A 12,974-nucleotide genomic window follows, 5' to 3' on the forward strand; every position below is an offset into this window, starting at 1 on the left:
AACGACAAGAACAAAAGACAAAAATCAGCTGGAGGACATCATGGGTCGGACGTCAATATCTCTGCTCTCCGCAGCCGCAACCCTGCTCGCCGGCACGATGCCGGCGCTCTCGGCCTGGCAGCCGCAAAAGCCGATCGAGTTCGTGGCGACCGCCGGGCCCGGCGGCGGCACCGACAATCTCGCGCGCGCCGTGCAGAACATCATCACCAAGCACAAGATGACGGAGCAGCCGATCGTCGTCGTCAACAAGGGCGGTGGCAGCGGCGCGGAAGGCTATGTCTACGGCAAGGCGTCCGCCGGCGATCCCTACAAGGTGATCTTCGGCACGTCGAATGCCTGGCAGCAGCCGCTCGTCTCCAGGGTCGCCTTCAACTACACCGATCTCACCCCGATCGCGGCGATGGCGCAGGACGAGTTCCTGCTCTGGGTCAAGCAGGACTCGCCTTTCAAGACGGCGGGCGACTATCTGAAGGCGGCCGCATCGGGCGAATTCAAGATGGGCGGCGCTCAGTCGAAGGATACCGACGAGGTGCTGACCCGCATGATCGAGAAGGCAGGTCATATCAAGATGACCTACATCCCCTTCAAGAGCGGCGCTGAAACCGCCGTGCAGCTCGCCGGCGGACACCTCGATTCCCATGTCAACAATCCCAGCGAGAGCCTTGGGCAATGGCGCGGTGGAACGCAGCGCCCGCTTTGCGTTTTCAGTCCGAAGCGACTGCCGCAGGGCGCCAAAATCACCGCGACCGAAGGCTGGGGCGACGTTCCGACCTGTGTCGAACAGGGCCTCGACATCAAGCAATATGAGCAGCCGCGGACGGTGTGGTTGCCCGGCAAGGTCACTCCGGACCAGACCGCGTTCTATATCGACTTGATGAAGAAGGTGCAGGCGACGCCGGAATGGAAGGACTACATCGAGAAGAGCTCCCAGATCGACACGTTCCTGACCGGCACCGAGTTCGACAATTTCATCAAGGAGGACCTCGAGCGCGTCAGGCTGGTTGCGAGCGAGCAGGGCTGGTTGGTCAAGTAAGGCGGTGATACCGCAACGATGTTCTGACGTCTCGTGACGAACCGGAGCCCTCGATGATCTCGCGCCGTGCGCTTGAACTTGCGACCGCCATCCTCACCGGCAGCTTTGGCGTGGCCGTCGTCGTCTCCAGTCTCGACAACGGCATCGGCTGGTCCAGCGCGGGCGTGGATGCCGGGACGTTCCCGTTCCTGACCGGAATCATCATCGTGCTCGGAAGCGTCTACAATCTGGTGCGAGGCGTCGTGCCGGTTGCGGCACTCGCAAATGTTCCCATCGCGATCACGCCGATCGAGCTGCGCCGGCTTGCCGGCCTGTTCGTGCCGGCCGCGATTTTCGTTGCCGCGATCCCCTTGGCCGGGATGTATGTCGCCTCGTCGCTCTATGTCTTCGCAGTGCTTGCGATCCCCAAGTACCAATCCTTGCCGCGTGCTCTGGCCATGGCGGCGGGAACGGCGCTCGCGCTCTATGTCGTGTTCGAGCGCATGTTCCAGGTGAGTTTGCCGCATGGCGCGCTCGCCGCGGCGCTTGGCTTCTGACGGAGAGGCCGATGGACAATTTTAGGGAACTCCTTCACGGCTTCAGCATCGCGATCACAGTGCCGCATCTGGTGCTGATGGTTGTCGGCGTGCTGCTCGGTATTCTCGTCGGCGTGCTGCCAGGGCTTGGTGCGCCGAATGGGGTGTCGCTGCTGCTGCCGCTGACCTTCGGCATGCAGCCGGTGTCGGCGATCATCCTGCTCTCGAGCATGTACTGGGGCGCGCTGTTCGGCGGCTCGGTCACCTCGATCCTATTCAACATTCCGGGCGAGCCGTCGTCGGTCGCGACCACCTTCGACGGCTATCCGATGGCCCGCGACGGCCGGCCGACCACGGCGCTCGCGACCGCCTTCGGCTCGGCGGCGTTCGGTGCGCTGGTCGGCGTCATCCTGATCACCTTCCTCGCATCATGGGTGGCGCAGGTCGCGCTTGCCTTCGGGCCGGCGGAATATTTTGCGGTCTATTTCCTCGCCTTCGCGAGCTTCGTCGGCATGGGCGGCGCGGCGCCGAGCAAGACCCTCGTGGCGCTCGCGATCGGTTTTGCCATTGCCGCGATCGGCATCGACACCGTCTCCGGCAGCGTGCGCCTCACCATGGGCGTCGACGAGTTGGTCAAGGGCGTGAACTTCGTCGTCGCCGTGATGGGCCTGTTCGGCATCGGCGAGCTGCTGGTCGCGGTCGAGGAAGAATTTCATGCCCGCGCGGTCTCCTCGAAGATCGAGTGGCGCGAGGTGTTTCGCGCGATCGGCCGCCTGCCACGGCATAGTGTTGCATTGCTGCGCAGCGCGGCGATTGGGTGCTGGATGGGGATCACGCCGGGCGGCCCGACCGCGGCATCCTTCATGAGCTACGGCATCGCCCGCCGCTTCTCGCGCCGTGGTAAATACTTCGGCACCGGAGAGGTCGAAGGTATCATCTCGCCGGAGACGGCAGATCACGCCGCCGGCACCAGCGCGCTGCTGCCGATGCTTTCGCTCGGCATTCCCGGCTCGGCGACCGCGGCAGTCATGATGGGCGGGCTGATGATCTGGGGTCTCAATCCCGGGCCGATGCTGTTTGTCGACCAGAAGGACTTTGTCTGGGGCCTGATCGCCTCGATGTATGTCGGCAACATCGTCGCCGTCGCGCTGGTGCTGCTGACCGTCCCGGTCTTCGCCGCCCTGATGCGGATTCCCTTCGTGATCATCGCGCCGCTGATCGTGATCATCTGCGTCGTCGGCGCCTATTCGGTGTCGAACTCCTATCTCGACGTCGTCATGATGCTCGGCTTTGGCATCGTCGGTTATCTCTTCAAGAAGCTGTTCTATCCGCTGGCGCCACTCGTGCTCGCGATCGTCATCGGCGACAAGGCCGAGGACGCGTTTCGGCAGTCGATGCTGATGTCCAAGGGATCGCTCGGAATCTTCTTTGCCAACAAGCTGGTGACGTGCCTGATCGTGGCCGGCATCACGCTGTTGCTGCTTCCGCTCGTGCTGCAGCTCCCGCGCCTCTGGCGCAAACCCGCATCTGCCGCGACCGGGACAACGGCCCAAGAGAAAGCTCAAGAGACAGCTCAAGAGACAGCTCAAGAGACAGCTCAAGAGACAGCTCGAGAGAAGGTGATCATATGACCGCAAAGCCGCTCATTGCACTGGCAATGGGAGATCCCGCCGGCATCAGCCCGGAGCTGACTGCAAGGCTCGTGGTGCAGGACGATATCCGCGCCTGCAGCCGGATCGTCGTGGTCGGTGACCGCCGCATCTTCGACCAGGGCGCGCGCATTGCCGGCGTCAAGCCCGAGCTGAAGACAATGGAGCAGGGAGCCGACTTCCGCGCAGCGAAGGGCGAGACGCTGTTCGTCGATCTCGGCCACCTCGATCCCAACGACGTCCAGCGGGGAGTTGCCAGCCTTGCCGGCGGCAGGTTCGCGCTTGCCAACTACAAGCACGCGCTCGAACTCGGCCGCGACAACCGCGTCGATGCCGTTTGCTTCACCCCGTTCAACAAGCAGGCGATGCGGCTCGCCCGCGCCGAGTATGACGACGAGATCGCGTTCTCCGCGGAAGTGGTCGGACTCAAAACCCCTGCAAGCGAATTCAATGTGTTGGACCGGATCTGGAACGCACGCGTGACGTCCCACATCCCGCTCAAGGACGTCGCCGCGCGACTGTCCAGCGAACGCATCCATCGCGCGCTCAAGCTGACCGATTCCTGCATGCGCAATGCGGGCTTCGCGCGGCCGCGCATCGCGGTCGCCGGGCTCAATCCGCATGCCGGCGACGGAGGCAATTTCGGCCGTGAGGAGATCGATGTTATTGCGCCGGTCGTCGCAGCCGGGCAGCGGGATGGCATCGCCGTGGAGGGACCGTTTCCCGCCGACACCGTATTCCTGCGCGCCAAGGGCGGCGCCTTCGATGCGGTGCTGACGATGTATCACGACCAGGGCCAGATCGCGATGAAGCTGATGGGTTTCGATCGCGGCGTGACGTTGCTCGGCGGCTTTCCGTTCCCGATCTGCACACCGGCGCATGGCACTGCCTACGACATCGCAGGCCAGGGCACCGCGTCGATCGGCGCCAGTCGCGCCGCGGTGCTGCTCGCGGCGGAGATGGCCGCGCCGCGTGCTGCCTGATTGCACGCGCTGACCTGGCGTTACTTCGCGACAGGCGTCACGAGCTCCTTGTCCGCTGTATCCACCACAAAGACCGCCAGCAGCTTCGCGGGCTCGGTGTCGCTGGCGTTGGCGCTAACGGAATGGCGGTCGCCGGGCTTTTCGGAAAAGTTCTCTCCCTTGTGATAAACCTTGGCAGGCTCGTCATTGACCTGACTGCGGATCGCTCCTTCCAGGATGGTGGCATAGATGAATGCGGAGCGCGGGTGCACGTGGGCCGGCGAGGAGCCTCCAGGGCCGTATTCGACCAGCACGCCCTTCATGCTCTTGCCCGGGACATTCGGCAGCGCCTGATCGAACACGACCGTCACCTTGGCCGATGGCGTAGCGGTCTCGGCGGCGTGTGCCGTCAGGAGAGATGCGGTATAAATCGCCGTTGCGATCAGCAATCTGCGCATGGGATTCCCTTTATTGCCGTTTCTGTCGTGATCTGTGGGACTTGCGAGTCTTCAGAGCGTCTCGAGCCATGTCGCGAGCGGGGTTTTTCCGAGCCGCGCCTCGCCGAGCGGGTTCAGCGATCTGTCGTCAATGGGAGCGCCGTAATAGGTTGCTTTTGGATCTCCCACCACAGGTCGGGCGTCGCCAGACGCCTTCAGGCGCCGTGCGATAAATTCATTGAAGGGAGCCTTCTCGGGCCCTGCGATATCGATCGTGCCGTTGAGCGGCTGGCCCATCGCGACCTCCGCGAGGCGATCGGCGACGTCCTCGGCCGCGATCGGCTGAAACAACGCCGATGGAACGACAATCCGGTCCTCGGTCGCACCCATATCGCCGATGGCGCCGAGGAATTCGAAGAACTGGGTGGCGCGGACGATCGAGTAGGGCACCGGAGATGCCTTGACGATGGTCTCCTGCGCGAGTTTTGCACGAAAATAGGCGATGTCGGGCGATCGATCGGTTCCCACGATCGAGAGCGCCACGTGATGCTTCACGGCGGCGGCCGCCTCGGTCGCGGCGAGGTTCTTGCTCGAACGCTCGAAGAATTCCAGCACGGCGGCAGGCTCCCACGACGGCGCGTTAGCGACGTCAACGACGACATCCGCGCCCGCCAGCACTGCTGCGAGGCCTTCCCCGGTCACGGCGTTGACGCCTGATTTCGGCGAAGCTGCCACGGCCTCGTGGCCCTGCTGCTTGAGCTTCGCTACGAGCTTGGATCCGATCAATCCGGTCCCGCCGATCACGACGATCTTCATGGCATGTCTCCTCGGTATTTTGCGAGTGTGGGATGGTCAAAGCCAATGGGTACTCACGCTCTCACGTCGATGAACGCAATGCGAAGCGACTCTTACCCGAGCAATGGGGCAAGCTCTTGCCTGTAACGGGCCTGCCTTGCCGGAAAATGCTCCAGAGATTTCGTCGCGATACGACAATTGGTAAGGGATTGTTCCCCTTTTGGCGACGTCAGCCCACCTCGCGGAGAAGCGCACATAAGCGTCGCATCGTCGGGGTGTTCACGCAGGCGCCTGACTTTAGACGAGGTGAACGGCCGCGTTTGCGGACTGCACGACGATCTCAGGTTGCCGCTGTTTTGCCCGACGTATCAGACGGACCGTGCGCGCTCCCGTCAATCCGGCGCCAACCGGGAACCGCCGATACGGTGATACTCGGCAAGAAACTGGTCATTCGGCAAATGGCCGCCGCCATCGCGCGAATACTCGGTCTTCAAGCCATTGAGGAAGAACATTTGATGGGCGCGTTCGTGCTTGGCCTCGACAGCGCCGCGTGACTCCAGCGCGAACAGCCCGTGGACATGTCCGGCCACGGTTTCCGACACGTTGATCCGTCCTGCGACTCCAGACGCTTCCATGAACCATGCGGTGTTGACTGCATCGCCCCAGATGTCGAAGGTCATCCTGCGCAGGCCGACGACGCCAGAAATGACGGGCCCGGTATGGATACCAATGCGCAGTTGCGGGCCATGTTCGCCAACTGCTTCGTATTGCGCCTTCAGGCGATCAAGCCGGGCGCGCATCTGCAGCGCCGCCAGGCAAACATCAATCGAGTGCCGCCGGCCGGGCGATAGCACGCCGGCCACCGCCATGTAGGCGTCGCCTATGGTCTTGACCTTCTCCAGACCATATCGGGCGCCGATTTCGTCCAGGGTCGAGAAATACTCATCGAGGAGATTGATGAGCCGGGCCGGCTCGGTCCGTTCGGCCAGCAGTGTAAAGCCCTGGATATCTGCGAACAGGATGGTCGCCGATCGCGTGTATCTGGGCTGGACCCTGCCGCTGCGCTTGAGTTCGTCGGCGATCGACGTCGGCAGGACATTGCGCAGCAGGGCTTCAGCACGCGCGCGCTCGGCAGCGGCCTCCAGTCGTGCCTGCTCGAGCTCCCTGATGGTCTGGCCGTACTCGAGCAGCTTGCGGCGGAGCTCCAGTTGCGCCAGCACCTGATGCGAAAGCATTCGCAGCGCTTCCGTCTGCTCGAAGGAAAGCTGCCGCGGCTCGAAGTCCATCACACAGAGCGTTCCGAGCGCATAGCCTTCATCGGTAATCAGCGGCATGCCGCAATAGAACCGGCAGGATGGCCTTAGCGCGACCATCGGACTGTTCTGAAATCGCGGATCCTGTTTCAAGTCGGGAATGACGAGCAGTTCGGCGCCGCAAATTGTCGTTGCGCAGATGGCGCTCTCGCGTGGTGCGTCGGTGACTTCGGCCGGCAGGCCATATCTCGCCTTGAGCCACCGCCGGTCGTCATCGATGAAGCTGACATAGGAGATCGGGCAGCCGCAGAGTTGCGCCGCAAGCTCGGTAATTTCGTCGTAAGCGGCCTCCGGCGCACTGTCGATGATGTCGAGTGCGCGCAGGGCGGCGAGCCGTTCTGTTTCGTTTGTGGGCGCCGGTGACGGCATGTTGGTCTCCTCGGAGGAGATCCTGAGACGGGCCTCCCGCTTTTTCGGAATTCAAGCGGTGCGACCACCCGTTCATTTGGGAAGCGCTGGAGGTGCGGCAAGTGTCGTTCCAGCAGGGGATACGCCGGTTCCGCCGCTGCGCGATATCGGTGGGCGAAGCCCATCTGGGTGCGGAACGTTATGGCGTCGGGCGGGTTCATTTTCGCTGGAAGACAGCGCATCGCAACCCGATCCTTGGAGGGAACTGCCATGAGCAGCGATGCAACCCGCAATTGTCCGTCATTGAGCGCGTTGTTCCGGGCGCCGGGGAGCGGACCCACGCTCGACGTGCTCGGTGTGACGCATAGCTACAAGGCGATGGCGAGCGATACCGGCCAACAATTCTCCGTGTGGGAATCGATCGTGCCGCCGGGTCGCGGGGCGCCAGCGCATACGCACAGCCGCGAGGACGAGGCATTCTATGTGCTGAGCGGCGAGGTGGTTATGGACATCGAAGGTGCGACCGGTCCGTTGCGTCTTGGCACCGGTGCATTTCTTTTCGCTCCGCGCCATCGGCGTCACGGCTATCGCAATGTCGGCACGGATACGGCGCGCCTGCTGGTGTTCGCGATGCCGGGCGCCGGTCTCGATCGCATGTTTGCCGCCTTCGACGAGCTTGGACGACGCAGCGGAGGCATGCCGCCTGTCCAGGCCGTCGCGACGATCGCCGAGCAGCATGGTGTCGTGATCCATGCATCGGTCACTTCCAACTGATGGAGGCATATGATCGCCGCATCTCGCGGGCGATGCGCAGCTGCCATCGTTCTGCCTGACCTATCAAACGCTTATGCAGCGTGAGCGTGCATCATGCCTGCACCCTGCGCTACTTTGCATGGGGTTGTTTTCCGGTTTTTTTGTCTGGCAGGCGAGCCGGACCGTCGTCGGCTTGACCGATCGGCACTACGCCCCGCAGACGATCACGCCGTACCAGCCGAGCCCCCGATAAGTCTCGTAGCCGGGCGTCGCATGGAACGCGACCAGCGTGCCGGAGCGGTCTTGATAGAAGCCTGCCCGCTGTCCGTTGAGCGAGAGCGAGATACGTTCGCTCAAAATGCCCTGGCCGTCCGAGGCGGCGATGATGCGAAGATTGGAATCGACCAGCAGCACGCGCGCCTTGTCGCTGTCGCCGACGCGCACGCCTTGCACGATGGCGCGGGCCTGTGCCTCCCAGTCGAAATGTATGGCGAGCACGCCGATCGGCGCGCCGTTGGCCTGGCCGCCGGCGCGCACGCTGGCGCAATAGGTCGCGACCTGCGCATTGCCGAGCAGCGGCTGGTTCTCGACGTCGCCGGCGACATAGTCGTCGCCGGAGCGCAAGGTCTTCGCATCGCGAAACCATTTGGTGTGGGCGACGTTCTGGCCGACGGCGCGAAAGCGGTCGGCGCGGCCATTGGCGATGACATTGCCGTCGAGGTCGCAGAGCCAAAGGTCGAGATAGACGGTGTAGGCACCGAGGATCACGCCGAGGCGCTGCGAGGCATGGGACACGGCAGCCGTGCCGGGCGAGGCCGCGCAATCGACGACAGCGGAATCGGTCGCCCACCAGCGGACGTCGCAGGTACGTTCATAGAGGTTACGGTCGATCAGCTCGATGGCGTTGAGCGACAGATCGACCATGCGCTCGCCACGCGAGCGCTGGCTCATGCGGTCGATCGAGGCGACGAGATCGCCGGTGCGTTTCGTCAGTTGACTTTCGAGCTCGCGGGCGATGGTCTCGACCTGCTGGCCGACGCCGCGTACCTCCTGCGCCACCACTGCGAAGCCCGCACCCTGCGCACCCGCGCGCGAGCTCTCGATCAGCGCGTTCAGCGCCAGCATCTTCATCTGGTTGGTGATCTGCTGGATCGCCTTGGTCTTGTCGACCGCGATCTGGTTGACCTCCGCCGTGAGGCGGTTGATCAGCGCGGAGATGTCGGAATCATCGTCGGCGGGTTCGGTCGCGATCGGCTTGGCTTTGAGACCCAGCGCAGCAGACATCGGGGGACTTCCCTTGGCAATGAGGTCTGATCTGCAACGAACCCGGAACAATCACTGACAGATCGAATACGAGTCTTTTTCGAAGATTCCGCCTAACGCCTGCTTAATTTGCTGTTTTGTGGAATGCTCAAATGATAGTCAGTCCGCGTAGCAAAGCGGCAATCCACCGCTTTGTGCGGCGCAGACATTGCAAAGCCCGAGCGATTCCGGGTCAATCGTCCCGCTGGCCGGGCGATGCGATGGCTCCGGCTCCCAGGTTCCTCAAACCGATAGCTATTCATGACGCCGCCCGCCACCGCCTTGCCTGTCGAAGCACCCCAGGCGTTCCTGGGAGTGGCGCGCTCGCTCACCGACAAGCTCTGGCGCGACCGGCTGGACGCGCGCGGGGCGGCCAAGGCGCTCGCCATCGTGCAGCAGCACCAATTGCCCGAGCTGCTGGCGCGGGTGCTGGCGGGCCGCGGCGTCGACACCGATGCGGTTGCCGATTTCCTCGATCCGACCATCCGCAAGCTCATGCCGGATCCGTTCACGGTGACCGAGATGGAAGCCGCCGCGAAGCGGATCGCGGATGCCGCCGCGAATGGCGAGAAGATTGCGATCTTCGGCGACTATGACGTCGACGGCGCGACCTCGGCGGCGCTGTTGACCTGGCATCTGCGCCATTGCGGTCTCGATCCGCTGATCCACATTCCCGACCGCATCTTTGAAGGTTACGGCCCCAACGTCGAAGCGGTTCGCGGGCTGGCCGCGAAGGGCGCCACGCTGCTCGTCACCGTCGATTGCGGCACCACCAGCATCGAGCCGCTCGCCGAGGCAAAACGTCTCGGCATGTCCGTTGTCGTGATCGACCACCACCAGGCCGGCGACGTGCTTCCGGAGGTCGATGCGCTGGTCAATCCGAACCGGCTCGACGATCTCTCCGGCCTCGGTCATCTCGCCGCCGTTGGCCTCGTGCTGGTGACGCTGGTCGCGGTCAATCGCGAGCTGCGCCGGCGCGGCTTCTGGAGTGCGGGGCTGCCTGAGCCTGATCTGCTTGGCATGCTGCATCACGTCGCGCTCGGCACGGTTGCCGACGTCGCGCCGCTGATCGGTCTCAACCGCGCTTTCGTTGCCAAGGGCCTGATCGCGATGCGGCGGCGCGACCATGTCGGCCACACCGCGCTGATGGACGTGTCGCGGCTCAACGGCCCACCGGAGGCTTGGCATCTCGGATTCATGCTGGGGCCGCGCATCAATGCCGGCGGTCGCATCGGCCGCGCCGACCTCGGCGTGCGGCTCTTGCTCGAAGGTGACAGCGTCGAGGCCGCGCGGATCGCCACCGAGCTTGACCGCCTCAACAGCGAGCGCCGCGTCATCGAGCAGGGCGCCGAAGCGCAGGCCGAAGCCGAGGCACTCGCCTCGATCGGGTTCGAGGACAAGCTCGGCGTCATCGTCACGGCCTCCGAAGGCTGGCATCCCGGCGTGGTCGGTCTTGTCGCGTCCCGGTTGAAGGAGAAGTTCTCGCGGCCCGCCTTCGCGATCGCGCTGGAGCCGGGCGGCATCGGTACCGGCTCGGGTCGCTCGATCGCCGGCGTCGACATCGGCAAGGCGGTTCGGCAGGCGGTGACAGATGGCATTCTGCTCAAGGGCGGCGGCCACGCGATGGCCGCGGGCGTCACGCTGAAAAAAGAGAAGCTCGCCGAATTTCGCGCCTACCTCGAGAATGCATTGGCGCGCGATGTTGCCGAGGCCCGCCACGTCAACGAGCTCTACATCGACGGCGCGGTTTCCGCGCGCGCGGTGACGACGGAGCTTGCGACCACGCTCAACCGTGCAGGTCCTTTCGGTAGCGGCAATCCGGAAGCCGTGCTGGCGCTGCCGGCGCATCAGCTCGTCTATGCCGACGAGGTCGGACAGGCGCATTTGAGGCTGCGCTTCAAGTCGGGCGACGGTGCTATCGTCAACGGCATCGCGTTCCGTTCGATCGGACAGAAGCTCGGCAACGCGCTTGTTGCCAATCGCGGCCAGCAATTGCATGTCGCGGGATCATTGTCGGTCGATCGCTACCAGGGCGCCGAGCGCGTGCAATTCCGCGTCATCGACGTCGCGCTACCCGACCAAGGACCATCCATGATTAGATAGGTCCGGCAAACAACCAAAAAGCAAACAACAAAAAAGGGAGTAAACATGGCAGGGCAGGTTGAGGGCAAGGTCGCGCTGGTGACCGGCGGCGCATCCGGAATTGGCGAAGCCATCGTCGAGCTGTTCGCGCGCGAGGGCGCCACCGTCATTGCCACCGACATCGACGAGTTGCGCGGCCCCGAACTCGCCAGTCGCATCACCAAGGCCGGCGGCAAGGCGATTTTCCTGGAGCAGGACGTCACCAGCGAAGAGCGTTGGATCGAGATTGTCGCTGAGATCGCAAAGCGCCATGGCCGGCTCGACATCATGGTCTCCAATGCCGGCATCGGCATTGCCGTGCCCTCGATCGTCGACATGACACTCGGTGACTGGCGCAAGCAGAACGCCATTAATCTCGACGGCGTGTTTCTCTCCGTCAAACATTGCCTGCCCTTGATGCGCAAAACCGGCGGCGGCTCGATCGTCATGATGTCCTCGCTCGCAGGCTTGCGCGGCTCGCCCGGGCTGTCGGCCTATTCGGCGACCAAGGGTGGCGTGCGGCTGTTCGCAAAATCGATCGCGATGGAGTGTGCGGCCGCCGGTGACGGCATCCGCGTCAACTCCGTCCATCCCGGCATCATCGACACGCCGATCTGGGGCAAGATCCCGACCGGCGCGACCGGTAACCAGGGCAACGCGCCGATCGATCCGGACGAGCGTGCGCGCGTCGTCACGCCGCTCGGCCGCGCCGGCCAGGCCGCCGAGATTGCCTCTGGCGTGCTGTATCTGGCCTCCGATGCCTCGCGCTACGTCACCGGCAGCGAGCTCGTCATCGACGGCGGCATGAACGCCGGCGGCGTGCCGCGGCGGCAATAAGCCGCCGCGCGGGCTGCGAAGGGCAGGGTGGCGCCCGCAGGGGCTGACGCGCAGGCGCAGCCGCTGTACAACGCGGGCAGCTCTCCCGACCGACAGAGGTGTCCTCCCGCCATGGCGCACAGCCTTCACTCTTCGTCATCCACGCCGGCGCCATTCCGCTCGAACCGGCCGGATCTCGTCAGCGACGCGATCCGGAGCGCGCGCGAGGATCTCGCTGCCTGCTTCCGCATGGCGGCGCGCAACGGCTTCGAGGAGGGCATCTGCAACCACTTCTCGGCCGTGGTGCCGGGCCATGACGATCTGTTTCTCGTCAACCCTTACGGCTACGCCTTCCGCGAGCTGACCGCGTCAAAACTGCTGATCTGCGACTTCCACGGCAACGTGCTCGACGGCGAGGGCGTACCCGAGGCGACCGCGTTCTACATTCATGCCGAGATGCACAAGCGCCTGCCGCGCGCCAAGGTCGCCTTCCACACCCACATGCCCTACGCCACGGCGCTGTCGATGACCGAGGGCGATCCCCTGATCTGGGCCGGCCAGACCGCGCTGAAATTCTACGGTCGCACGGCCGTGGACCGCGACTACAACGGCCTTGCGCTCGACAACAGCGAAGGCGCGCGCATAGCGTCGGCCGTCGGCGATGCCGACATCGTCTTCATGAAGCATCACGGTGTGATGGTGTTGGCGCCGACTATCGCGGAAGCCTGGGACGATCTCTACTACCTCGAACGCGCCGCCGAGGTACAGGTGCTGGCGATGTCGACGGGAAGGAAAGTTCTGCCGGTCGATGCCGCGATTGCGGCCGAAACCTACAGGCAGATGCGCGAGGGCGATTCCGAATCCGCGCGGTTGCATCTTGCCGCGATCCGCCGCCAGCTCGATGCCGAGGAGCCGCAGTACCGGCACTGA

The 12,974-nt window shown here is 64.1% G+C and carries 12 protein-coding genes; 8 read left to right on the top strand and 4 right to left on the bottom strand.

The genetic code is table 11. The annotated features are described in order from the left end of the window. Positions 1–40: 40 nt before the first annotated feature. From ABIB06_RS22680 to ABIB06_RS22695, 4 genes are read left to right on the top strand one after another with little or no spacing between them, the layout of a single operon-like run. Entirely contained in the window at positions 41–1,033 is a 993-nt protein-coding gene (locus ABIB06_RS22680) for a Bug family tripartite tricarboxylate transporter substrate binding protein (RefSeq protein ID WP_354048609.1), read from the top strand. Positions 1,034–1,086: 53 nt separating this feature from the next. Beyond that, the gene (locus ABIB06_RS22685) at positions 1,087–1,569 is read left to right on the top strand and encodes a tripartite tricarboxylate transporter TctB family protein (protein WP_354048607.1); all 483 of its coding nucleotides are present in this window, start codon (positions 1,087–1,089) and stop codon (positions 1,567–1,569) included. 11 nt (positions 1,570–1,580) lie between these two features. Further along, on the top strand, positions 1,581–3,179 hold the full coding sequence (locus ABIB06_RS22690) for a tripartite tricarboxylate transporter permease (protein ID WP_354069362.1): 1,599 nt from the start codon (positions 1,581–1,583) through the stop codon (positions 3,177–3,179). Continuing rightward, a complete protein-coding gene (locus tag ABIB06_RS22695) occupies positions 3,176–4,180 on the top strand; it encodes a 4-hydroxythreonine-4-phosphate dehydrogenase PdxA (RefSeq protein WP_247347076.1) in 1,005 nt (334 codons plus the stop codon). Before ABIB06_RS22690 ends, ABIB06_RS22695 begins: the two co-directional genes overlap by 4 nt. A 20-nt stretch (positions 4,181–4,200) precedes the next feature. On the opposite strand, the gene ABIB06_RS22700 is transcribed toward ABIB06_RS22695, so the two are convergent. The 3 genes from ABIB06_RS22700 to ABIB06_RS22710 form a co-directional block, all read right to left on the bottom strand. After that, entirely contained in the window at positions 4,201–4,617 is a 417-nt protein-coding gene (locus ABIB06_RS22700; protein ID WP_354048603.1) for a cupin domain-containing protein, read from the bottom strand. A gap of 51 nt (positions 4,618–4,668) precedes the next feature. Then, the gene (locus tag ABIB06_RS22705; protein ID WP_354048601.1) at positions 4,669–5,412 is read right to left on the bottom strand and encodes an SDR family oxidoreductase; all 744 of its coding nucleotides are present in this window, start codon (positions 5,410–5,412) and stop codon (positions 4,669–4,671) included. Positions 5,413–5,783: 371 nt separating this feature from the next. Then, entirely contained in the window at positions 5,784–7,073 is a 1,290-nt protein-coding gene (locus ABIB06_RS22710) for an adenylate/guanylate cyclase domain-containing protein (RefSeq protein WP_354048599.1), read from the bottom strand. A 249-nt stretch (positions 7,074–7,322) separates the two neighbouring features. Between ABIB06_RS22710 and ABIB06_RS22715 the strand changes: the two genes are divergently transcribed. Then, a complete protein-coding gene (locus ABIB06_RS22715) occupies positions 7,323–7,826 on the top strand; it encodes a cupin domain-containing protein (protein WP_354048597.1) in 504 nt (167 codons plus the stop codon). A gap of 186 nt (positions 7,827–8,012) precedes the next feature. Here the strand turns inward: ABIB06_RS22715 and ABIB06_RS22720 are convergent, their stop codons facing one another. Next, on the bottom strand, positions 8,013–9,089 hold the full coding sequence (locus ABIB06_RS22720; RefSeq protein ID WP_354048595.1) for a methyl-accepting chemotaxis protein: 1,077 nt from the start codon (positions 9,087–9,089) through the stop codon (positions 8,013–8,015). A 279-nt stretch (positions 9,090–9,368) separates the two neighbouring features. Between ABIB06_RS22720 and recJ the strand changes: the two genes are divergently transcribed. The 3 genes from recJ to ABIB06_RS22735 all read left to right on the top strand — a co-directional run bounded on the left by recJ (position 9,369) and on the right by ABIB06_RS22735 (position 12,974). After that, complete coding sequence (gene recJ / locus ABIB06_RS22725; protein ID WP_354048593.1) at positions 9,369–11,210, top strand: single-stranded-DNA-specific exonuclease RecJ; 1,842 nt, start codon at positions 9,369–9,371, stop codon at positions 11,208–11,210. 45 nt (positions 11,211–11,255) lie between these two features. Then, complete coding sequence (locus ABIB06_RS22730) at positions 11,256–12,065, top strand: SDR family NAD(P)-dependent oxidoreductase (protein WP_354048591.1); 810 nt, start codon at positions 11,256–11,258, stop codon at positions 12,063–12,065. Positions 12,066–12,176: 111 nt separating this feature from the next. Further along, positions 12,177–12,974 carry an aldolase gene (locus ABIB06_RS22735; protein WP_354048589.1) on the top strand — a complete coding sequence of 266 codons (798 nt, stop codon included), beginning with the start codon at positions 12,177–12,179 and terminating at the stop codon, positions 12,972–12,974.

The organism is Bradyrhizobium sp. LB8.2 (genome assembly GCF_040548035.1).
In the GTDB taxonomy this organism is placed as follows: domain Bacteria; phylum Pseudomonadota; class Alphaproteobacteria; order Rhizobiales; family Xanthobacteraceae; genus Bradyrhizobium.

Excerpts from the sequence above, each read along its gene's own strand:
- ABIB06_RS22680 (WP_354048609.1), top strand. The coding sequence starts at position 41 with ATGGGTCGGACGTCAATATCTCTGCTCTCCGCAGCCGCAACCCTGCTC.
- ABIB06_RS22685 (WP_354048607.1), top strand. The coding sequence starts at position 1,087 with ATGATCTCGCGCCGTGCGCTTGAACTTGCGACCGCCATCCTCACCGGC.
- ABIB06_RS22690 (WP_354069362.1), top strand. The coding sequence starts at position 1,581 with ATGGACAATTTTAGGGAACTCCTTCACGGCTTCAGCATCGCGATCACA.
- ABIB06_RS22695 (WP_247347076.1), top strand. The coding sequence starts at position 3,176 with ATGACCGCAAAGCCGCTCATTGCACTGGCAATGGGAGATCCCGCCGGC.
- ABIB06_RS22700 (WP_354048603.1), bottom strand. The coding sequence starts at position 4,617 with ATGCGCAGATTGCTGATCGCAACGGCGATTTATACCGCATCTCTCCTG.
- ABIB06_RS22705 (WP_354048601.1), bottom strand. The coding sequence starts at position 5,412 with ATGAAGATCGTCGTGATCGGCGGGACCGGATTGATCGGATCCAAGCTC.
- ABIB06_RS22710 (WP_354048599.1), bottom strand. The coding sequence starts at position 7,073 with ATGCCGTCACCGGCGCCCACAAACGAAACAGAACGGCTCGCCGCCCTG.
- ABIB06_RS22715 (WP_354048597.1), top strand. The coding sequence starts at position 7,323 with ATGAGCAGCGATGCAACCCGCAATTGTCCGTCATTGAGCGCGTTGTTC.
- ABIB06_RS22720 (WP_354048595.1), bottom strand. The coding sequence starts at position 9,089 with ATGTCTGCTGCGCTGGGTCTCAAAGCCAAGCCGATCGCGACCGAACCC.
- recJ (WP_354048593.1), top strand. The coding sequence starts at position 9,369 with ATGACGCCGCCCGCCACCGCCTTGCCTGTCGAAGCACCCCAGGCGTTC.
- ABIB06_RS22730 (WP_354048591.1), top strand. The coding sequence starts at position 11,256 with ATGGCAGGGCAGGTTGAGGGCAAGGTCGCGCTGGTGACCGGCGGCGCA.
- ABIB06_RS22735 (WP_354048589.1), top strand. The coding sequence starts at position 12,177 with ATGGCGCACAGCCTTCACTCTTCGTCATCCACGCCGGCGCCATTCCGC.